Raw genomic sequence first — 19992 nt, 5'->3', positions numbered from 1 at the left:
GCAATGGCTCCACACCTACAATCACCACCGCGGACACACCGCGCTCAAAGGCCAACCACCCGCCAGCCGCGTCCCCAACCTCACGGGTCAGTACACCTAGGCGCTCTGTCCGCGAAGTCCCGTCTGGTGCGCGCCCTCCGGGCGTACGGCTGGACTTCGCGGACATGACCTGGATACGCGGGCGACCGGTTCGCGCGGGTGAGCCGTCCGGCGGTGCGGCGGTTCGACACACGGGTCGGCAGTCGCTCGGCGAACCGGCCGGACGTACCGGAGAAGTCGCTCGGCGAACCGGCCGGACGTACCGGAGAACCGGAGTGGATACGCACGGAGTACGGTCGGCGAACCGGAGCAGAAGAGGATAGGCGGCACAGGGCGTCTCCCGCGTCCACGCGTAGGGAGGCGTCCGACTGCGCTCGCCCACCTCCCTACGCCCCCGGAGACTCATCCGTGTTCAGCAAGATCAGCGACACCGCCACCGGGGCGCCGCCCCGGGCAGCCGGGCATCCCGGGCCCACGCGGCGCTGGTCCGTCGCGCTGCGGCGGACGCCCGTCTCCCTGTGGAACGACGACCTCTCGGACTGGGCGGCGGCCCTGACGTACTACGCCATCCTCGCGCTGCTCCCGGCGCTCCTGGTGACGGTGTCCGTCATCGGGCTGGCCAATCCCCGGGCCACGGACGCCCTGATCGCCGACATCACCGCCTTCGCGCCGGCGGAGTCCGGCGCCGCGCTGCGCCAGCCCCTGGAGGCGGCCACACAGCAGCGGACCGCGGTCTGGCTGCTGGTCGCGACCGGGACCGTCAGCGCGGTCTGGTCGGCGTCCAGCTATCTGGCCGTGTTCCGGCGGGCGCTGCACGCGATGCACGGGGTACGGGACACCCGGCCCGCCCTGCGCAAGGCGCACACCATCGTGGCGACGGCGATCGGGCTGCTGCTGCTCCTGATGACCAGCGCGTTCGCCCTGGTGCTCTCCGGCCCGCTGGCCCGCTGGCTCGGACACCGGATCGGCCTGGCGCATCTGGGGGACGCGGTGTGGGCGGCGCTGAAGTGGCCCGTGCTGCTCTGTCTGGTCGCCTGCCTGATCACGGTCCTCTTCCGGACCGGTCCGGCGTCGGCGCGCGGGTCGGGCCGGGCACTGCCGGGCGGGGTGCTGGCGGCGCTCCTGTGGCTGGTGGCCTCGGCGGGATTCGCGTTGTACGCGACGTACATCGGCTCCTACAGCCGGCTGTACGGGTCACTGGCGGGGCTGGTGGTGTTCCTGATCTGGGTGTGGTTCACCAACCTGGCCCTGCTGACGGGCGCCCAGTTCAACGTGGAGCTGAGCCGGGTGCGGTGCGCGGACACCGCGTTCGACCGCGGGACCTGCGGGCAGCGCAACACCTCGAGCGGTGCTTCAGGCGTCCGAAGCAGTGGTGAGGTCAACTCTCGACGCGCGGGACCTCCGGCCGGCCGTCGGCGGCGGTGATCTCGACGGCGGACAAGCCGACGTCACCGGAGCCGACCCGGACCGCGTCCGCCCCTCCGCGTGGATGTCGCCGGTGGCCGTCAAGCTCCCCACCTCGCCGTCAATCTCGACCGCCGTCACATGGTCTCCGCGCGTCGCGATGCGCCCGCCAACCGCGGCCTTGCCGATCCGGCCGCCCGGCTTGACGCTCAGGGCGACAGCGGCCGGTTCCACCTGCACGCCCTGCACCGGGCTCAGCCCGACTCCTCCGGAGGTGGTCAGATCGCCCCGGACCTCCGGCCGCGGAAGATCCTTGCTGACCTGGATACCCACCGAGCCGTCTCCCGTGGTGGCGATCGAGTCGAATGACGCATGCCCCAGGGACCCGGCATGGACGTTGAAGCCGAACGCGTCGGTCCGGGGGCTCTCGTCAGGAGCAGAGCGCCGCGACGGATCGAAGTGCGATGTCGATCGAGGCGTGGAGATCGCTGCGTTCGGCACCGGCTGCGGCGTGGACCGCGAAGCCCTCGCTGAGGACCATCACGAAGCGCGCCAGGGCTCGGGTGTCCACCTCTGCCGGGAGATCACCGTCCGGAATCGCTCGGGCCAGCCGTTGCTCAAGGGCGGACTCCGTGGCGGCCCGGCCGGCAGCCAGGACCTCGGAGACGCCGGCGTTCTGCGGCGAGCAGGCCAGGCCGCCTTGAACGGAGAGGCAGCCGCGGGGGTGGCCGGTGGCCGTCAGGGCATCGGCGCTGCTACGCAGGAAACTCTCGATGACCGCGTACGCGGTCGGTTGCTCGAAGGTGCCGGCGACGTAGGCCACCTTGGTCGTGCGGTAGTGGTCGAAGGCGCGTGTGAACAGCTGTTCCTTGCTGCCGAACGTGGCGTACAGGCTGGGTCTGTTGATGCCCATGGCGTCGGTGAGGTCGCTCATCGACGTGCCCTCGTAGCCCTGCCGCCAGAAGACCTCGACAGCGCGGTCGAGGACCGCCTCCTCGTCGAAGCCGCGAGGTCGGCCCGTACGGGGCCTGTCTGTGTTCACGACACCACCCTACCGCTCGGTACAGATCGCCGATCACTTCGCCAATCGATCGGTACAAAACGTGTTACGTTGATCCAACCGAACGGTACAAAAGGAGGAGGCGGGGGCCGTGACCACCATCGGAATCATCGGGGCCGGCGAAGTCGGCAGCCAGATCGCCCGTGCGGCCCTGGCGAACGGGTACGAAGTGGTCCTGGCGAACTCGCGGGGTCCCGCGACGCTGGCTCACCTCGTCGCGCAGCTCGGTCCGGGCGCGTCCGCCGCAGAAGCGGCGGCCGCGGCGGCCGCCGGCGACTTCGCCGTACTGGCGATGCCTCTCACCTCGGCAGACCGGCTGCCGGTCGAGGCGCTGGCCGACAAGGTCGTGCTGGACACCAACAACTACATGGCATGGCGCGACGGCCGCATCCCGGCGATCGACTCGGGCGAGAAGACCGAGCACGAGCTGCGCCAGGAGCAGTTGCCCAGGTCCAGGGTCGCCAAGGCCTTCACGCACATCCAGGCACCGGTCCTGCTCACGGCCGGGCGGCGGGCCGGTGCCCCCGGCCGGCTGGCGCTGTCGGTCTCCAGCGATTCTCCCGACGCCGTCGCGCTGGTGACGCGGCTCTACGACCAGTTCGGCTTCGACACCGTGGACAACAGTCCGCTGAGTGCGTCCTGGCGCACCGCGCCGGGGCAACCCGCCTGGAACCACCACGACCGCCAAACGCGTGCCGAGCTGGCCCGCAACCTGCGCGACGCCCGGTTCGTCGCCCACGCACGCCCATGATCACGGGTGCCTGACCCGGCACCACATCACCGAGAGGGAGACTCATGACCGCACGACCGCTCCAGGGCAGGACCGCACTGGTGACCGGAGGGTCCCGGGGAGTAGGCGCCGGCATCGTCGCCCGCCTGGCAGCCGACGGCGCGGCAGTGGCGTTCACCTACGCCCGGTCCGCCGAGCGCGCGGACGCCGTGGCGGCCGCGGCCGTCGCGGCGGGCGGTATCGCGTTCCCGATCCGCGCCGACAGCATGCACGAACAGGACGTCGAAACCGCCGTCACGCGGACCGTCGAGCGGTTCGGCGGCCTGGACGTTCTCGTGAACAACGCCGCCGTGGGGTCCTTCGCGCCGATCACCGACCTGGCGATGGACGATATCGATGCCATGCTCACGATCAACGTGCGGTCCGCCGTCGTCGCGATCCGGCAGTCGCTGGCTCACATGGGCGCAGGCGGGCGGATCATCAACATCGGCAGCATCAACGCCGACCGCACGCCGTTCCCCGACCAGTCGATCTACGCACTGACCAAGGGCGCGCTGGCGAGCCTCACCCGTGGCCTCGCGCGTGAACTGGCACCGCGCCGGATAACCATCAACAACATCCAGCCCGGACCGATCGACACCGAAGCGAACCCCGCCGACGGACCCGCCGCGCAGGCCATGCTGGGTGTCATGGCGACCGACCGCTACGGCACCGCTGCCGAGATAGGCGCCTTCGTTTCGTATCTCGCCGGGCCTGACGCCGACTACATCACCGGCTCCAGCCTGAACATCGACGGCGGCTTCGCCGCCTGACGCCGCGCGGCATGCGGCAGTTCGACGACACGGTTCAGGCCCCCGTGCTGCCGTCGACGAGCTCCCGGATGATGTCGAGGTGGCCGTTGTGCCGGGCGGTCTCCTCGATGAGGTGCAGCAGGATCCAGCGCAGATCGGGGTGGTGGCCGTCGGACCGCGGACGCTTCGCCGGGGTGTCCAGGTCATGGGCGGCGACGAGCTCCCGGTAGCGGGCGCACTGTTCCTCGTACTCCGCCATCACGTCGGCGAGCGGCATGTCGACGGCGATGCGCATCTCGCGGTCGGGATCCTCGTCGGTCCACGGGCCCTCGTCCTCCCCGCCGAGGAAATCGACCTCGAACCAGGCGTACTCGACCCAGCGGAGATGGTTGAGCACACCCGCGAGCGTCATCAGGGGCGAGCCCGGGAGCAGGGCCCTGCGGGCGTCCTCCTGGGCGAGGCCCTCGCACTTGGCCAGTGCGGTCGCGCGGGTGTAGTCGAGGAACGTGGTCAGCTGTGTGCGCTCGTCCCAGGCGGGAGGCGAATCGGTGCGTGTCATCGCGGTACACCTTCGTGGCCTACCGACGTCCTGTCCACCGCTTAACCCGTGAGGCCCGGCCGGGCCTCCGCCCCCCGGGGAGTCGCCTTGGGGTCCACGCGTGGGCCCGTGGGCCCACGCCCCGGGCGGCAGGGCTGATTACGCTCATGAGTGACCGACTGCGAGCCGCCCGACGCCGCCACCAGGCGGCCGATCAGGCGCGCTCCGGTGCGCAGGGATCTTCACGCTCTACCTGATCTGCAGGGCGGTCACCTCTCGGCCGGTGTGTCCGGGTGAAGCGGGTGGCCACACTTTTATGGGGTGCGGTGTCATGAGTGACGGATTCTTCTACTCGTACCACGTGGGCTGGAGCCGACCCGATGCCGAGTCGCTGCTCGGGGACCTGGAGGCGGCCGGCGTCCGTCCCGCGCACCCGGCCACTCGGCGCATCACGCTCGTCAGCCCGGGAGCCGAACCATCGGGCACCCAGTCGTGGGTGACCAGGGACCAACTGGTGCTGCTGGCCGGCCTGCAACGGCTGGACCAGGTCGACTTCCTGCTCTGGGTGAGCAGTGGAGCCGAGATACCCACCCGGGTCCGGCGGACGGACGACGGGACGGTCGCGCTGCAGTTCGCCCTCGGCGCGCTGAGCCGCGACGAGCGGGAAACCGTCGTCCGCGCGATCCGGGAGGCGATAGGCAGGGCCTCGGTGCTCTGTATCGGCTTCGTGGTCGACCGGGAGGGCGCGTCGGCGGCGACCGACTGGAGGGGCTTCATAGTGAAGGGGGCGGTGTACTTCGACTGCTGGCCGGACACGCTTGCGCTGCGGTCCGAAGTCGCTGCCGTGCAACCTCAGTTGTCGGGGGTGAGCTCGTTCGAGCAGTCCCCCTGGGTCGTCTACGGCAGTGAAGTCCCCAGCAGGTGACGGAAATAGGGGACGGCGGTCACGGAGGATAGCGGTAGCCTGCTCGAACGTGTGCCCGATCTCCTCGGGGTAGGGGATGCGAACGGCAGTTGTACATGGACGAGTTGGGGGACTGGTCGTGTCTGGCATGGGCGGAGTCGCGTACTCGGGCGGCAGTGGCGGATTCATCGGCGCTGTGCCGGCGGGCCGGGGGCGACAGCCGCTCCCGAGACCGCTGCGGGCGGTGCAACTGCTGACCCGGGCACTCTTCGTGTTCGCTGTCCTCGGCGGCATCGGTGTTCTGACCGTGGCGTCGTCGGTCAACGAGGTCGACGGCCGGTTGTTCGGGCTGCTGTTGTACGCGGCACTGCCCAGCGTGACCGGGTTCGTGCTGTCGCTGTACGTGCGGGTCGGCGGCGTCTGGATCTGGCGCGGTCTCCTGGCCGTACACGTGTGGCTCGCACTCGGCGGGCTCGCGACGCTCAGCGGGGGCGGCGGGCGTGGGCTGACCCAAGTGGTGATGCCGGTCGCCGTCGTCGTGGCGCTGTTCCGGGCGAGCTCACGCGATTGGTTCGAACTCCCTCAGGAGCAGCGGCTGGCCCCGCGTCCCTTCAGCCTCGCGCGGATGATCAAGTGGCGCCGGGACGGCGGCCAGACGGCCCTGGAGTACCTGGGCCTCGTCCTGGTCGTCGTCGCCCTCATCGGCGGGCTGGTGGCGACCGGTATCGGTGCCGGGATCACGGGCGGCGTTCACCGCGCGATCTGCTCGCTCACCGGCAGCGCCTGCCCCGCACCCGGCACCGAGGTGGTGGCCGGCGACGACGGGGCCTCCGACGGCGGCACGGATGCGGGCGGAGGCACGGGGCCTGACGGCGGCACGGATGCGGGCGGAGGCACGGATGCGGGCGGGTCCGTGGCCTCGGGCGGTACCGGTACCGCCGGCGGTTCGGAAGGTACGGAGACCGGCGGTTCCACGGCCTCCGGCGCGGACGGTGATCCCACCGGCGGCGGCACCGGCAGCGGCAGTGGCAGCGGCGGCTCGGGCGAGGCCAGCGGCACAGGCGGAGACACCAGCAGTACCGGCGGCCCGGACAGCTCCACCGGCTCCAGCGGCACCGGCGGCCCGGACAGCTCCACCGGCTCCAGCGGCAACGGCGGCTCCAGCTCCGGCGGCAGCACCGATTCGGCCGCCCGGTACGGCGAGGTCGACGAGGGCGGTGACGACTTCGACCCCACGGCGGGTCCGGATGCCGACTACGGCGACTACGACGGCACCCAGGGCGAGAAGAAGGACGACGAGGGCTGCACGTCCGGCGTCGGCGCCTTCTTCTCCTGCGTCGGACACCAGACCGGAGGCTTCTTCAAGGGCTTGGGCGCGGACGGCTTCTGGGGCGATGTCACCGGCACGGTCGAGACCGTCTTCCATCCCGTCAAGGCGTGGAACGGCATCAAGGACTACGGCAAGAGCCTCGGGGACCAGTGGAGCAAGGACTCCGGGGGCGCGGGCGACAAGTGGTCCAAGGGCGACTACTTCGGCGCCGCCTGGGACTGGACCAAGGCGTCCGGGTCCACCGGCCTCAAGGTCGCGGACGACATGTTCATCGGCGACGACGTCCGTGACATGTGGAAGAAGGGCGACGAGGGCCAGGCGATCGGAACCGGTCTCTGGAACGTCGGCTCCCTCTTCATCCCCGGGTACGGCGAAGCGAAGCTGATCGGCAAGTTCGGAAAGCTCGGCAAGCTCGGGAAACTCGGCAGGCTGGGGGAAGTGGCCCAGAAGGCCTCTGAAGCCGCGGCGAAGGCGAAGAAGCTGGCCGGGGCCGGCGACGTGAAGGGCGCGGAGAAGGCCGCCAAGGAGGCGCGGGAGCACGCCGACGAGGCCGGGAAGAAGGTCAAGGACAAGGGCTGCCCGATCGGCGCCGGCCCCCTCGGACGCGGGCAGCCGGCCACGAGCACGATGAGCGTGGCCTCCCTCCACACGGCCGCCGGTCCGGGCGGCCTCCGCGCCGGCCACGTCATGACGGCCACGGCCGTGCGGTCGTCGCCACGCGTGCTGCCGACCGCGTTCCGTGCCGAGGGCGACTGCCGGGCGACGCCTGAGGAGGCCGAAGCCGCCAAGAAGGCGGACCAGGACGCGGACGACGCCGAGAAGGCCGCCAAACAGGCCAAGCGGGAGGCGGAGAAGAAGCGCCTGGCGAAGATGGAGAAGCCGTCCTGGTACGACAAGCTCAAGAACCCGCGCGCGGCCACCAAGGACCGCGGCGACGGGAAGTGGAAGGCGAAGAACCCCGCCACGTACGCCTATCCGCAGGAGATGGGCGCCCGCTACCAGGAACAGATCTCCGGGGTCAGGCGTGGCAAGGAGTACGAGGTCCCGCTCAACGAGCTGAAGGGCAAGCCCGTTGAGTTCGACGGCTGGGACTCCGCGAAGCAGACGTTCATCGAGACGAAGTGGGGCTATCGCGGTCCGCGGTTCTACGACGAGGCGGCCGGCGAGCTCACTTCGCTGGCCACGAAGCGCTGGGTGGACCAGGCGACACGGCAGCTGGACGCGGCGCGGGGCAAGCCGTTGGTCTGGCATTTCGCCGATCCCGATGTGGCCAAGGCGGCCGGCAAGATGTTCAGGGACCGAGGCCTGGACATTAAGGTGATCCATACGCCAGTAGTGCCGTGAGGCCGAAGGGGTTCGCCGTGTTGGATGTGGTTGTTCACGCCATGTGGGGTGTTCGCGAGCAGAGCCCCGATCAGCTGGCGGAGCGATGGCTCGCGCTGCTTCGCGGGCTGGCCGCGATCGACGGCGGTACCTGCGGTCAGTGGTACGAGGCGGTCGAATACGACGAGACGCCGCCTGCCGTTCAGCTCACCGAGTCGGCCGTCGCCGCGTACATCGACCGGCAGAACCCCGCGTCCGACGCGGACTACATCGGGCGGGTGGCGTCGCTGAGCACCGCCGTCGCCCCCGGCCGCCCCCGGGTGTCGACATGGATCAACGCGGGAGGCTCGGCGAACCGTGTTCCTGACAGCTTCGTCGTCAAGTTCCGTTCGCGGGAACTCGACGAGTCGGTGGACCTGGTGCGCCGCTCCGCAGAGGTGATGGCCGCGGTCGGTGCGAGCTGGGACGCCGACTGGGGCGAGGTCTACAACGACGACGAGTACGACGCCGTGGCGGGCGAGTTCGGCCTCTCGGTCACCGTTCCGCGCGGCGGGCGGTCCGTGTACCTCTCGCCCGGCCGCGCGGCACTCGCCCCCGAGGGGCTGCCGGGGACGTACACGCGCACCGCGGCCGGCGGCCTCGTCATCGACCTCACCCGCGGCGGTACGGCGCACCCCTCCGTCGCGTCGATCGTCGAGGCCAACCGCGAGCTGCGCGCCGCCGGTGCGCTTGAGCCGCTCCCCGTACCCTTCGACCGCGACCGGTTCTGACGCGGGGAGCGAGAGCCGGCCCTCACGGCCGCTCGCTGACCGCGCACCCGGCCGGGTTCAGATGCTGCCGCCGACGCCGACCGTGGTCACGACGAGCAGGATGACCCCCAGGTAGTTCATGGCGGCGGCGCCGTCGTCGCGCCAGGAGTACGAGCCGGAAACGGCGGACTGCGTCCCTTCGTCCTCCATCAGCCGGTCGACGGCCAGGCCCACGGCCGAGCCGGTCACCAGAGTGACGACCGGCAGCAGCACGCCCTCCACCCCCACGGCCTCCCACGGAACGGTGTATCCGTAGCCGAGCACCACCAGCGGGACGGCGAGCGAGGCGAGCGGGTACAGCAGACGGGACGAGCGCTGTTCGTCGGGCAGGACGCGGGCGGCGGCGAGAACCGCCAGTGCGGTGGTGATGACGGCGGGCACGTGCACCAGGGCCAGGCGCCAGGTGAACACGTCGAGCCGCCCGTCGGTGTCCAGCTGTTCGACGAGCCCGCGCGCGATCACATATCCGGCGATGAGGTGGACGACGGCGCCGACGGCCCAGCTACGGGCCAGCGGGAGGAGCGAGCCGCTGCCACCGGGTCTGCCGCGACCACGCCCGGGAGGTACCTGCCCCGTGCTGCCGCTTCCCCAGCCGCTGCCACCGCTCACGGTTCTCCCTCTCGCTCTCCGACGTCCACTCGCACGGCCTGTGCCTGGCACGCCCCGACCACCGGGCGCTGCTCGAGCGTACGGCGTACGGGCCCGGGTGACCTGGGCCGTTGGCCCCAAAGCCGGGCCCAAATACGTGAGACGGGGAGGCGCAGCGGCACTGGAGTGGTGCGTGTTCCCCGTGGTGTGCGCGGTCGGAATGACACGAAGGGGGAGGAGTCCGGGCGTCCGGGGCGGGGACGAGGATTGGGCCGGATTGAACAGGACCGATGGGTCCAGGGGCCCAAGACGCCTGTCCTGTCTGCTCGTTACTGTCGTGTTATGACACGGGTGGGGGAACTACGTCGTCGTGCGCGTCGGTGGTCGCGGAGGTCTGTGCCGCGTACGGGTGCGCGGTTACCGGGTCTGCGTGGCGGGCGTGGGCGCCGTGGCCGGGGTGGGCGGTGCGACCGGGGCCAGGGGGCCTTGGAGTATCTGGGTCTCGTCCTGGTGGTCGCGGCGGTCGTCGGTGCGTTGGTCGCGACGGGGATCGGTGCGGATCTGACGGAGAAGATCGGGGTTCAGGTCTGCCGGATCGGTGGCGGCGGGAACTGCGGCGGTGACGGTGACGCCGAGGCACAGGAGGGTTCGAACCGTCCGGGCAACGGTGATCCGGCGTCGGACAGGAACGCGGACGGTTCGCCGAAGTCTCCGGCGCAGATCGAGTACGACAAGGCGCTGAAGGGCCTTGAGGACGCGAAGAAGGACGAGAAGTCCAACGGGGACAAGGCGCTTGAGGCCGCGAAGGAACTCGCGAAGATCCTCGCTGACGAACTGGGCATCACCGACGCGCTGGACTGCATCACCCAGGGCGACATGGGCGCCTGCACGGAAACCCTCATCAACGTCCTGCTCAGCCTGATCGGTGGCGCGGTCGGGAAGCTCGGGGCGAAGTACGGGGCGCCCTGGAAGTGGAAAAAGGCCTACAAGCTCATCAAGAGCCTGAAGAAGCACGGCGGCGACCTCTACGACGGCCTCAAGGGCCTCATCAGCAGCCGCAAGAAGGTCAAGGACGCCGAAAAGGCCCTGGAAGAAGCCGGAAAGAAAGTCGACGGCGAGAAGAGGACCCCGCCGAAGAAGGACAAGCCGGAAGAGAAGAAACCACCGAACTGCGCCGTCAAGCACAGCTTCCTGCCGGGCACCCCGGTGCTTCTCGCCGACGGACGCCGCATCGCCATCGAGGACGTGCGCGTCGGTGACCGGGTCGAGGCCACGGACCCGTACAGCGGCCTGACCCAGGCGCGTCCGGTCACGCGGACCTTCACCACGAACGAGGACAAGGCCTTCGTCCGGCTGACCGTGCGTACCGCATCCGGCACGGCACTGCTGGACGCCACCGACACCCACCCGTTCTGGCTCACCGACCGGCACCGCTGGACGGACGCGGCCGACATCGGTCGGGGCGACGCGCTGCGCACGGCGGACGGCGGGACGCTGCGCGTCCTCACCGCCCGCGCGTACACCGGCCGGCGCACCACGCACGACCTGTCCGTGGACGGCATCCACAGCTACTACGTCGGAGTGGGCGCCCGGAGCAGCGCCCTGGTCCACAACAACGACCCCTGCGACAACCCGGACTACGACCCCGATCCGAACTACGGGATCAAGGACGAGGTCTACGACAGGATCGACGAGAAGTACGGGCCCGATCTGGCCCGCGGCGTGGACTACCAGGCACAGGTCATCAAGACCATGCGGCAGGCGAAGCCGGGCGAGACGGCGGAGGAGGCGGCGAAGCGGATCAAGCGGGCCCAGGACCACGTGCTGCCCGGTACCGACGGGGACCCGACGAAGATGGCCCAGTACCTGGCGAAGTTCAAGAACCGGAAGTTCACCCACCACGACGCCAGGCCGCCCGACCCGAACAATCCGAGCGCCCAGGTGGACGCGCTCTGGGAGAATGGCGTGGTGATCATCAAGGACGGCACGATGATCCACGGGTACAAGATGTCGGAGGCGGCGTTCAAGGCCCGGTTCACGGCAGGAGCGAAGCGCAATTGACGCATGCTGAGTCAGGTTCCCAGCCGGATTCCCAGCCGGAATCCCGGGCCGAGGTCCGCATCCGGCGGATCGGTGCGGACGGTCCGAGCGGCGCGGGCGGGCGGTACGTGCTGGACGTGACCGAGGGGCAGTTCCACCTGCTCCGGCGGGCGGTGCTCACCCTCGCGTACGACGAGACGTCCCCCGCCGTGCGCGCGCTCGTGCTGGGTTCCGGCGAGGTGTCCCTCGACGCACCGCTCCAGCTGGGGCTCTCGTACGACGACGCGGTGCCCGGCCCCGTCACCCTCACCTTCGAGCAGTTGCACGCGCTCCACGCGGTCCTCACCACGCTTCCGTCCGCGACGATCTGGCCGGAGCCGGAGTTCGTGGAGCGGGTCGGCGACTTCCGGGAGACCGTGCTCCGGATGGCCGGCCGGCTGCGGTGGGCGTTCGGAGCACAGCGGACGGCCGAGGGGGAGCACGGATGAGGGCGCGACTGCGGGTCCGGCGGGCGGACGACGGAGCGGGCTGGGTACTGAGGCCGGGATCCGATCAGCTGGCACTGCTGCGCCGGTGCACCGAGGCGTTCCACACGGCGATGCCCGACCGCGAGCAGCGGCGGTTCGTGCTGGGGGAGTGCGGCGAAGGTCTGCCGGCGCTCTTCGCGGCGGATCCGGTGGCGGCCGCCGACGCCGGCCTTCCGGTGACGGAGGGCGGGCTGCGGGCGGCGCACACCCTGCTGGTCACCCTGCTCGCGCTCATCCCGTCGGAACAGGCCTTCATGGAGCGGACCGGCCACTACCGCGACCACGCGGCGATGATGGCTCTCGGACTCCGGCGCGGATTCGCCGCACCGCCCGCGGGCCAGGGCCGGTGAACCGGGCACACCGGGGACCGGCACCCGGCCCGGGGCGGCCACCGCCGAGGACCCCGGCACGGAGATAATCGGCCGTATGTCCGCAGAACCTTCCCCCCGGGCCACCCGCTCCCGGGCGCACCCGCGGCCCCCGGAGCACCGGCCGGTCCGCGGACGTGCCGCCGCCGCCCTCGCTTCGGCAGCCCCGGCGCTCGGCGCCTACGCGGCCGTGCGCGCCGTCGGGCTCGTCGTCTTCTGGGTGGCCGCGGCCGGCGCCGGGAAGGACGCCTTCCACCTCCTCGCCGAGCGCTGGGACTCCGTCTGGTACCAGCGGGTCGCCGAGAACGGCTACGGGTACACCGTCACGCTCGCCGACGGCGGCATCCACTCCGACCTGGCCTTCTTCCCGCTCCTGCCCGCGCTGGAGCGCGGCGTCGCGGAGGTGACCCCGCTCGGTCTCGCGGGCGCCGGACTGCTGGTCGCCTGGGTGGCGGGGCTCCTGGCCGCCTGGGGGATCTTCGCCGTCGGCGCGCGGCTGTACGGGCGCCGGGCCGGGGTGGCGCTGGCCGCGCTGTGGGGGGTGTACCCGACGGCGTTCGTCCAGTCGATGGCGTACACCGAGACCCTGTTCACCGCGCTCGCCGCCTGGTCGCTGTACGCCGTGCTGACCCGGCGCTGGATCGTGGCCGGTGCGCTGTGCGTACTCGCCGGGCTGACCCGGCCGTCCGCCGCCGCGCTCATCGCCGCCCTCGCGATCACCGCCGCCGCCACCCTCGTGCGCGAGTACCGGGCAGGCGCCACCGACGGCATCGTCCGCCGCAACGGCCGGATGCTGGCCGGGGTGATCGTGGCGCCGCTGGGGTGGCTCGCCTACGTGGTCTTCGTCGCCGTGCGCGAAGGCAGCCCGTTCGCCTACTTCGACGTACAGGCGCAGTGGGGCAACAGCATCGACGGCGGCGCGGCCCTCGCCTCGTTCATCCTCGGCCTTCCGCTGCCCGGGGCACTCGGGCTGTGCGCGGCGCTGGCCGGCCTGGGGTGGATGGTGTACCTGTGCGTACGGCAGCGCCAGCCGCTCCCCGTACTCGTCTACGGCATCGCCGTCGTCGTCGTCTCGCTGATCGGATCCGGCTACTTCGGCTCCCGGCCCCGGCTGATGATGCCCGCGTTCCCGCTCCTGCTGCCGCCCGCCGTCGCACTGCTGCGACCGCGCTCCGCGGCCCGCGCGGCGACGGTCCTCGCGGTGCTCGCCGCGGCCTCGGCGGCGTACGGGGCATGGACGCTGCTCGGCTCCGGCCCGCCGTGAGTTGGGCCCACGGACCCACGCGTCCGCGGCGCACCAGTTGTTAGCGTGCGGAGTACGTATACGCAGGGGATGAGCGTCGGCGCAGCGGTCGGCCGGGGGAACGGGGAGAACATGAAGGCACGTACGGCAGCCATGGCGGCCACCACGGCAGTGCTCTGCCTCGCAGCCGTCGCCTGCGGGCCCTCCGACGACCCGTCCGAGAAGGACGGCAAGGCGGCCGGCACGTCCGCGGAGCCGAGCGGTGCGGACACCCCGGACGTGGCCGCCAGTGACTCCGCAGCCCCGGCCCCCGCCTCGACCGCCTCCAGCAGCGGCAAGGTCCTCAGCAAGGCGGAGCTGGCCAAGGCCGCCCTGACCACCGGTGAGGTGGCGGACTACGAGGTCACGCCGATGCAGGGCGGCGACGAGACCGGCACCGAGAAGTCCGAGAACGAGGACTGCCGGCCCCTGGTCGCCGTGATCAACGGCGCCCCCGAGCCCGCCGCGACCGCCACCGTCTTCCGTACCGTCATGGACAAGTCCGAAGAGGGCCAGGACGACCAGACCGTCGTCACCGAGATCCTCACCTCGCACCCCGGCGGCTCCGCGCAGCAGCTCATGCGCGGTGTCCGCGACGCGGTCCGGGCCTGCGCGGGCGGATTCCGGACGTCGAGCGAGGACGGCCCCTCCTCGTACACCCAGGTCAAGCAGCTGAACCTGCCCGGGGCGGGCCAGGAGAGCATCGCCTACCAGGTGACCGGGAGCATCGAGGGGGACAAGGTGCCGCTGGTCTTCCAGCTGGTACGGACCGGGTCGACCGTCGTCACCTTCTACGTGGCCGACTTCCTCGACGCGAAGACTCCCGAGCTCCCGGCCGCGCTGGTCGCCGCCCAGGCCGCGAAGCTGCCCTGACCCGCGGGGGCGGGCAGCCGTTGGAATCCGGCCCCGTCTCCGGGCTCAACGGCCACCGTCCAGTCGTGCGTCCCGTCGTTCAGCCGGGCGTCCCGCCGCTCTGGGTGATCCCCACCTTCACGCCCGGCCGCAGCCCCCACTTCGCCATCGCGCCGGCCTCCGACTCGATCACGTGCCGGGCCCGGAGCCGGGGGAGGCCCAGCCGTCCCGGCTTCATCGTGTGGACCGCCACCACGTTCAACTTCCGGTCCAGATAGGCCACATCGATCGTGAACCGCATCCGGAAGGAGTGCACACTCCCGCACGGCGTGATCAGCAGCGCGCCGTCGATGCCGTCCTGTCCCAGCAGCCCACGGCTCCGGTGACGGTACGAGGCCGCGATCCGCAGCGGTATCGGTGTCTCCGGTTCCCCCTCTCGGTCCGTGATCGTGAGTGTTCCTGTGCCATTGCGCCATCGAGCCATGGCCATGACGGTAGCGCCACGTGACGGCCTCTGGGTCCGTAACGGCGTGCGGTGGGCCCCAGGGCCCATGACCGCTGTGCGCCCGGAGCCTAGGGTCGGTGATGTGTACGCCATCCTGATAGGGGTCGCCGCCCTCTGGGGTGCCGCGACCGGACTGCTGGTTCCGCGCGCCGCCTACCGGTTCTCCGTCGAACCCGAGGACGCGTGGCGGGACGCCTGCCCGGCCGGCCACGCCCTCACCGGGCCGGGCCGCGGCTGGCTCGGCACCACGCGCTGCGCGACCTGCGCGGAGGTGGCGGCGGCCGTCGCCGTGCACACGGCCACCAGGACCGAGGCCGAGGCCGCCCGTCCGGGCCCGGATGCCGGCCCGGATACGGGTACGGACGCCGACACCGGCACGGATACGGACAGGGACGCGGATACGCGTGCCGCCGGCACGACGCCGCACCGGAGCGGCCCGCGCTACGCACCCGCCCTCCTCGTCCCCGTCGTCTCCGCCCTCGGCTGTGCCGCCGTCGCCGCGACCACCGGGGACCGCCCCGAGCTCGCCGTATGGCTGCTGCTCGCCCCCGTCGCCGTGCTCCTCGCGGCCATCGACCGCCGCGTCCACCGGCTGCCGGACGAGCTGACGCTGCCGGCCGCCGGGGTCGCCGCCGTCCTCCTGGGCGTCGCCGTACTGCTCCCGGAACACGGCGGCTCCTGGCTTTCCGCCCTGCTCGGCGGCGTCGCCCTCGGTGGCTTCTACTTCCTGCTCTTCCTCATCAACCCGAGCGGAATGGGCTTCGGCGACGTCAAGCTCGCGCTGTCGCTGGGCGTGGCGCTCGGCTGGTACGGCTGGGCCGTCGTGGTCGCCGGCGGATTCGCCGGGTTCCTGTTCGGCGCGCTGTACGGCCTCGGGCTGATGATCCTGCGCCGCGCCGGGCGCAAGACGGGCATCCCGTTCGGCCCGTTCATGATCGCCGGGGCGCTGCTGGGAATCCTCTTCGGCGGCCTGGCCGCCTGAGCCCGTCCCGCTGACCCCGCTCCTATTACGGTCGCGTGTGGCGGTGCCCGGCTGAGACCATGCCGTATGCCCGGAACACCCGAAGACACGCAAGCGGCGGAGGCGGCCCGGCGCGCCCGGTTCGACGCCCTGGTCACCGAGGCGGACGCCGTCTCCGTGGCCGGATGGGACTTCTCCTGGCTCGACGGCCGGGCCACCGAGGAACGGCCCTCCTGGGGTTACGCCTGCGCGATGAGGGAGCGGCTGGGCCGGGCGAGCGCGGCGCTCGACATCCAGACCGGCGGTGGCGAGGTCCTCGCCTCCGCGCCGAAGCTGCCGCCGCTGACCGTCGCCACCGAGTCCTGGCCGCCGAACATCGCCCGCGCCACAGCCCTGCTGCACCCGCTCGGCGCGGCCGTCGTCGCGGACGCGGACGAGCCGCCGCTGCCGTTCGGTGACGCGGCCTTCGACCTCGTCGTCAGCCGGCATCCCGTGACCACCTGGTGGGACGAGATCGCCCGGGTCCTGGCACCGGGCGGCACGTACTTCTCGCAGCAGGTCGGTCCAGCCAGCGTCTTCGAGCTCGTCGAGTACTTCCTCGGCCCGCAGCCGCCGGAGGCACGTGGCGCACGCGACCCGGAACAGGCCCGCGCCGCCGCCGAGGCGGCCGGTCTCGAAGTCGTCGCCCTGCGGCCCGAGCGGCTGCGTACCGAGTTCTTCGACATCGGCGCCGTCGTCTACTTCCTGCGCAAGGTGATCTGGATGGTGCCGGGCTTCACCGTCGAGCGGTACCGGCCGCAACTGGCCGCGCTGCACCAGCAGATCGAGAACGAGGGCCCGTTCGTCGCACACAGCACCCGCTTTCTGATCGAGGCTCGCAGACCGGGGCGGCTTCTCTGAGGCCGTATGCCCTTCCAGCGCCCGAAGGATGGCACTCTGGTCGCTGAGCCCACGGGGAAGGAGCAGGCCATGAGGGTCGGCAGCGACGAGGAAGCCACGCGCAGCCCGCGGCAGGGGAACTCCGAATGGCTCAGAGGCGCAAGGATCGTCGGTGTCCTCGGCGTCTTCTACCGCCCCGAGGGGCGGATGGGTGAGCCGGAGGCCGTTGAATTCCTGCTGTCCGACAGCCAGTCGGTGCTTCTGACCTGTGCCTCCGACGGCACCCTGCACGTCGGCGCCGGTACCTGGCCGCGTCTTCCCGACTGGTGCGTACCGGCCGCGCAGTGGGAGTTCGCCACGATGGCGCACCTGCCGCTGCCGCCCGACGGCGGCTGGACGCTGCTGAGCACCGAGGAGCGCCGGGACGAGCGGGGCGAGGTCCACGAGGCCGTCATCCGCTGCGAGGGCGGCCGCTTCGTGGTCATCGGCGGCGACACCGTGGGAATCAGGTTCACCCGGGGCCACCGGGGCGCGGCGTCCGCGACCTGACGGCAGGCGGCGGCCGGGCGGTGCGAACCCCGCCGGACGCCGCGCGCAGCCGGAATGTGCACGTCCTGTGCATGTCTCGTGGACGCTTCCGGCGTCAAGGCGACACCCCCGGGGGTCCGTGCAGGTCCAAGGGCTCCGGAGCCCCGCATTCCGTGCTCACAACGGAGTCCCGCACATTCGGAGAGTAATTATTCGGCGGCGATGCACACAGCATCACTTACGAAGGGTTATGGTGGAAACCCCCCCTCGGGCCGGTCCGTAACCCCCCCCACGGACCGGCCCGTTTTTTTGTGCCCCGGCGCAGGGGGGGCGCATGGCACCCGCCGGCGTGCGGACCGTCAGCCCCGTCCGGCCCAGATGTTGGTGCCGGCGGTGTCCACGGCGAAGGTGTCGATCTCCTTCAGCTCCGCTGCGGTCAGAGCCGGACCGGCCAGCGCCGCGACGTTCTCCTCCAGCTGCTTCACGCTCGACGCGCCGATCAGAGCCGACGTCATACGGCTGTCGCGCAGCACCCAGTTGAGGGCCAGCTGGGCCAGCGACTGGCCGCGCCCCCGTGCGATGTCGTTCAGCCCGTTGAGCCGGCGCACCACCTCGTCCGAGAGCAGGTCCGGGTCGAGGGACTTGCCCTGGGTGGCGCGCGAACCCTCCGGGATGCCCTTCAGGTACTTGTTGGTCAGCAGCCCCTGGGCGAGCGGCACGAAGGAGATGCAGCCCATGCCGGCCGCCTCCAGCGTGTCCAGCAGACCGTCGTCCTCGGTCCAGCGGTTGATCATCGAGTAGGACGGCTGGTGGATCAGGGCCGGCACGCCCATCTCCCTCAGCAGCCGGGCCGCCTCGGCGGTCTGCGCGGAGTTGTACGAGGACACCCCGACGTACAGCGCCTTGCCCTGCCGCACGGCGGAGGCCAGGGCCCCCATCGTCTCCTCCAGCGGGGTGTCCGGGTCGAAGCGGTGCGAGTAGAAGATGTCGACGTGGTCGAGGCCCATCCGCCCGAGTGAGGCGTCGAGCGACGACAGCAGGTACTTGCGCGAGCCCCACTCGCCGTAGGGTCCGGGGTGCATGTCGTACCCGGCCTTGGTGGAGATCACCAGCTCGTCGCGGTACGGGGCGAAGTCCTGCTGGAAGAGCTTCCCGAAGTTGAGCTCGGCGGAGCCGGGCGGCGGTCCGTAGTTGTTGGCCAGGTCGAAGTGGGTCACGCCGAGGTCGAAGGCGCGGCGCAGGATGGCGCGCTGCGAGTCGAGCGCGCGGTCGTCGCCGAAGTTGTGCCAGAGACCGAGCGAGACGGCCGGGAGCTTGAGGCCACTGCGGCCGGTGCGCCGGTACTCCATGGAGTCGTAGCGCGTACCGGCGGCCTGGTAACAGGAAGAGGAATCAGTCACGTTTCCCTCTTTATCACGGACCTGTGACAGGCCGGGTTGGGCCGGTGCGGCGCCTGCGCAGTAATGTGGCGGCTTCGGGACTGCCACGGCACGGCGGGGCGATCGGCCCCCCACCGGTGCGACGATCCCCAGGGGGACAGCCCCGGGCGAGGCGGCGGGCGGGCCCGCACGGAACCGAGAGGTGGACTCAGTGAACTTGCGCGACCTGGTGTACGGGCTCTACGCCCGCCGGGTGGAGGCCCGCCTCGATCACGCCCAGGTGCCCAAGCACATCGGTGTCATCCTCGACGGGAACCGGCGCTGGGCGAAGGCCTCCGGCGGTACGGCCGCCGAGGGCCACCAGGCCGGCGCGGACAAGATCAAGGAGCTCCTCGGCTGGTGCAGTGAGACCGACGTCGAGGTCGTCACCCTCTGGATGCTGTCCACGGACAACTTCGACCGGCCCGAGTCGGAGCTCATCCCGCTCCTCGGCATCATCGAGAACACCGTGCGCGACCTCGTCGCGGACGGCCGCTGGCGGGTCCACCACGTCGGCACGCTCGACCTGCTGCCCGCGCACACACAGATGGTCCTCAAGGAGGCCGAGCAGGACACGGTCGGGGTCGACGGAATACTGGTCAACGTCGCCGTCGGCTACGGGGGCCGGCAGGAGATCGCGGACGCGGTGCGGTCACTGCTGCTCGACCACTCCTCGAAGGGCACGTCCTTCGAGGACCTGGCGGAGATCGTCTCGACCGACCTGATCTCCGAGCACCTCTACACCCGGGGCCAGCCCGACCCGGACCTGGTGATCCGGACCAGCGGGGAGCAGCGCCTGTCCGGCTTCATGCTCTGGCAGAGCGCGCACTCGGAGTACTACTTCTGCGAGGTCTTCTGGCCGGCCTTCCGCCGGGTCGACTTCCTGCGGGCCCTGCGCGACTACGCGGCCCGGCACCGCCGCTACGGCGGCTGACACCACTCTCCCGGCGGCCCGCCCGGCCCGTCCCAGGTGTCCCGGGGGCGGCAGCGGAAGCCACCGTTCGGGTGGTGTTCCTGGCCGGTGACCCCGTGGGCGGTGCACTCTCCCACCCCGCCCGTCCCGGGCGGCATGGCTTCGCGTGTTCGAGGGAATACCCCTGACAGGTCGACGTCCGG

The 19992-nt window shown here is 71.3% G+C and carries 20 protein-coding genes; 15 read left to right on the top strand and 5 right to left on the bottom strand.

Features of this window, described 5'->3' with window-relative positions:
* Positions 1–447: 447 nt before the first annotated feature.
* Positions 448–1464, top strand: a complete 1017-nt coding sequence (locus AB0I52_RS05450) for a YihY/virulence factor BrkB family protein (protein ID WP_363069136.1) — start codon at positions 448–450, stop codon at positions 1462–1464.
* A 409-nt stretch (positions 1465–1873) separates the two neighbouring features.
* On the opposite strand, the gene AB0I52_RS05445 is transcribed toward AB0I52_RS05450, so the two are convergent.
* A complete protein-coding gene (locus AB0I52_RS05445; protein WP_363069134.1) occupies positions 1874–2485 on the bottom strand; it encodes a TetR/AcrR family transcriptional regulator in 612 nt (203 codons plus the stop codon).
* A 109-nt stretch (positions 2486–2594) separates the two neighbouring features.
* Between AB0I52_RS05445 and AB0I52_RS05440 the strand changes: the two genes are divergently transcribed.
* A complete protein-coding gene (locus tag AB0I52_RS05440) occupies positions 2595–3254 on the top strand; it encodes an NAD(P)-binding domain-containing protein (protein WP_363069132.1) in 660 nt (219 codons plus the stop codon).
* A 44-nt stretch (positions 3255–3298) separates the two neighbouring features.
* Entirely contained in the window at positions 3299–4045 is a 747-nt protein-coding gene (locus AB0I52_RS05435) for an SDR family oxidoreductase (RefSeq protein ID WP_363069130.1), read from the top strand.
* Positions 4046–4079: 34 nt separating this feature from the next.
* Here AB0I52_RS05435 and AB0I52_RS05430 read toward each other — a convergent pair whose 3' ends face one another.
* Positions 4080–4583 carry a DinB family protein gene (locus AB0I52_RS05430; protein ID WP_363069128.1) on the bottom strand — a complete coding sequence of 168 codons (504 nt, stop codon included), beginning with the start codon at positions 4581–4583 and terminating at the stop codon, positions 4080–4082.
* Between the two features lie 310 nt (positions 4584–4893).
* Between AB0I52_RS05430 and AB0I52_RS05425 the strand changes: the two genes are divergently transcribed.
* From AB0I52_RS05425 to AB0I52_RS05415, 3 genes are all read left to right on the top strand, one after another.
* Positions 4894–5487, top strand: a complete 594-nt coding sequence (locus AB0I52_RS05425) for a hypothetical protein (RefSeq protein WP_363069126.1) — start codon at positions 4894–4896, stop codon at positions 5485–5487.
* 127 nt (positions 5488–5614) lie between these two features.
* Positions 5615–8140, top strand: a complete 2526-nt coding sequence (locus AB0I52_RS05420; protein WP_363069166.1) for a Tox-REase-5 domain-containing protein — start codon at positions 5615–5617, stop codon at positions 8138–8140.
* Positions 8141–8157: 17 nt separating this feature from the next.
* Positions 8158–8889, top strand: a complete 732-nt coding sequence (locus tag AB0I52_RS05415) for a hypothetical protein (RefSeq protein WP_363069124.1) — start codon at positions 8158–8160, stop codon at positions 8887–8889.
* 57 nt (positions 8890–8946) lie between these two features.
* Here the strand turns inward: AB0I52_RS05415 and AB0I52_RS05410 are convergent, their stop codons facing one another.
* Positions 8947–9537: a hypothetical protein gene (locus AB0I52_RS05410; protein WP_363069122.1), complete on the bottom strand. Its 591-nt coding sequence runs from the start codon at positions 9535–9537 to the stop codon at positions 8947–8949.
* Positions 9538–10002: 465 nt separating this feature from the next.
* On the opposite strand from AB0I52_RS05410, the gene AB0I52_RS05405 reads away from it, so the two are divergent.
* The 5 genes from AB0I52_RS05405 (at position 10003) to AB0I52_RS05385 (ending at position 14606) form a co-directional block, all read left to right on the top strand.
* Positions 10003–11577 (top strand): polymorphic toxin-type HINT domain-containing protein, encoded by a 1575-nt coding sequence (locus AB0I52_RS05405; RefSeq protein WP_363069120.1) that lies wholly within the window; start codon positions 10003–10005, stop codon positions 11575–11577.
* Positions 11574–12044 carry a hypothetical protein gene (locus AB0I52_RS05400; protein WP_363069118.1) on the top strand — a complete coding sequence of 157 codons (471 nt, stop codon included), beginning with the start codon at positions 11574–11576 and terminating at the stop codon, positions 12042–12044. Before AB0I52_RS05405 ends, AB0I52_RS05400 begins: the two co-directional genes overlap by 4 nt.
* Positions 12041–12433 carry a hypothetical protein gene (locus AB0I52_RS05395; RefSeq protein ID WP_363069116.1) on the top strand — a complete coding sequence of 131 codons (393 nt, stop codon included), beginning with the start codon at positions 12041–12043 and terminating at the stop codon, positions 12431–12433. The genes AB0I52_RS05400 and AB0I52_RS05395 overlap by 4 nt, the downstream gene beginning before the upstream one ends.
* 76 nt (positions 12434–12509) lie before the next feature.
* Positions 12510–13715, top strand: a complete 1206-nt coding sequence (locus tag AB0I52_RS05390; RefSeq protein WP_363069114.1) for a glycosyltransferase family 39 protein — start codon at positions 12510–12512, stop codon at positions 13713–13715.
* A 69-nt stretch (positions 13716–13784) separates the two neighbouring features.
* Positions 13785–14606, top strand: a complete 822-nt coding sequence (locus tag AB0I52_RS05385; protein WP_363069112.1) for a hypothetical protein — start codon at positions 13785–13787, stop codon at positions 14604–14606.
* A gap of 79 nt (positions 14607–14685) precedes the next feature.
* Here the strand turns inward: AB0I52_RS05385 and AB0I52_RS05380 are convergent, their stop codons facing one another.
* Positions 14686–15069, bottom strand: coding sequence for a DUF192 domain-containing protein (locus tag AB0I52_RS05380; protein ID WP_363069110.1), 384 nt, complete (start codon positions 15067–15069; stop codon positions 14686–14688).
* A gap of 103 nt (positions 15070–15172) precedes the next feature.
* On the opposite strand from AB0I52_RS05380, the gene AB0I52_RS05375 reads away from it, so the two are divergent.
* The 3 genes from AB0I52_RS05375 to AB0I52_RS05365 all read left to right on the top strand — a co-directional run bounded on the left by AB0I52_RS05375 (position 15173) and on the right by AB0I52_RS05365 (position 17479).
* The gene (locus AB0I52_RS05375; RefSeq protein WP_363069108.1) at positions 15173–16072 is read left to right on the top strand and encodes an A24 family peptidase; all 900 of its coding nucleotides are present in this window, start codon (positions 15173–15175) and stop codon (positions 16070–16072) included.
* A gap of 66 nt (positions 16073–16138) precedes the next feature.
* The gene (locus tag AB0I52_RS05370; RefSeq protein WP_363069106.1) at positions 16139–16951 is read left to right on the top strand and encodes a class I SAM-dependent methyltransferase; all 813 of its coding nucleotides are present in this window, start codon (positions 16139–16141) and stop codon (positions 16949–16951) included.
* A 69-nt stretch (positions 16952–17020) separates the two neighbouring features.
* Positions 17021–17479 (top strand): hypothetical protein, encoded by a 459-nt coding sequence (locus AB0I52_RS05365; protein WP_363069104.1) that lies wholly within the window; start codon positions 17021–17023, stop codon positions 17477–17479.
* A 338-nt stretch (positions 17480–17817) separates the two neighbouring features.
* Here the strand turns inward: AB0I52_RS05365 and mgrA are convergent, their stop codons facing one another.
* Positions 17818–18858, bottom strand: coding sequence for an L-glyceraldehyde 3-phosphate reductase (mgrA, locus tag AB0I52_RS05360; protein WP_363069102.1), 1041 nt, complete (start codon positions 18856–18858; stop codon positions 17818–17820).
* Between the two features lie 190 nt (positions 18859–19048).
* Here mgrA and AB0I52_RS05355 point away from each other — a divergent pair, with 190 nt between their 5' ends.
* Positions 19049–19810 carry an isoprenyl transferase gene (locus tag AB0I52_RS05355; RefSeq protein WP_363030731.1) on the top strand — a complete coding sequence of 254 codons (762 nt, stop codon included), beginning with the start codon at positions 19049–19051 and terminating at the stop codon, positions 19808–19810.
* The last annotated feature ends 182 nt before the right edge of the window (positions 19811–19992 follow it).

It is taken from the genome of Streptomyces sp. NPDC050423 (assembly GCF_040655445.1).
Taxonomy (GTDB): Bacteria; Actinomycetota; Actinomycetes; order Streptomycetales; family Streptomycetaceae; genus Streptomyces.
Note: the sequence above shows the minus strand (reverse complement) of the source record. Positions and strands in the feature narration are given on the sequence as shown.

Excerpts from the sequence above, each read along its gene's own strand:
- AB0I52_RS05420 (WP_363069166.1), top strand. The coding sequence starts at position 5,615 with ATGGGCGGAGTCGCGTACTCGGGCGGCAGTGGCGGATTCATCGGCGCT.
- AB0I52_RS05365 (WP_363069104.1), top strand. The coding sequence starts at position 17,021 with ATGAGGGTCGGCAGCGACGAGGAAGCCACGCGCAGCCCGCGGCAGGGG.
- AB0I52_RS05385 (WP_363069112.1), top strand. The coding sequence starts at position 13,785 with ATGAGCGTCGGCGCAGCGGTCGGCCGGGGGAACGGGGAGAACATGAAG.
- AB0I52_RS05370 (WP_363069106.1), top strand. The coding sequence starts at position 16,139 with ATGCCCGGAACACCCGAAGACACGCAAGCGGCGGAGGCGGCCCGGCGC.
- AB0I52_RS05435 (WP_363069130.1), top strand. The coding sequence starts at position 3,299 with ATGACCGCACGACCGCTCCAGGGCAGGACCGCACTGGTGACCGGAGGG.
- AB0I52_RS05380 (WP_363069110.1), bottom strand. The coding sequence starts at position 15,069 with ATGGCTCGATGGCGCAATGGCACAGGAACACTCACGATCACGGACCGA.
- AB0I52_RS05430 (WP_363069128.1), bottom strand. The coding sequence starts at position 4,583 with ATGACACGCACCGATTCGCCTCCCGCCTGGGACGAGCGCACACAGCTG.
- AB0I52_RS05425 (WP_363069126.1), top strand. The coding sequence starts at position 4,894 with ATGAGTGACGGATTCTTCTACTCGTACCACGTGGGCTGGAGCCGACCC.
- AB0I52_RS05395 (WP_363069116.1), top strand. The coding sequence starts at position 12,041 with ATGAGGGCGCGACTGCGGGTCCGGCGGGCGGACGACGGAGCGGGCTGG.
- AB0I52_RS05390 (WP_363069114.1), top strand. The coding sequence starts at position 12,510 with ATGTCCGCAGAACCTTCCCCCCGGGCCACCCGCTCCCGGGCGCACCCG.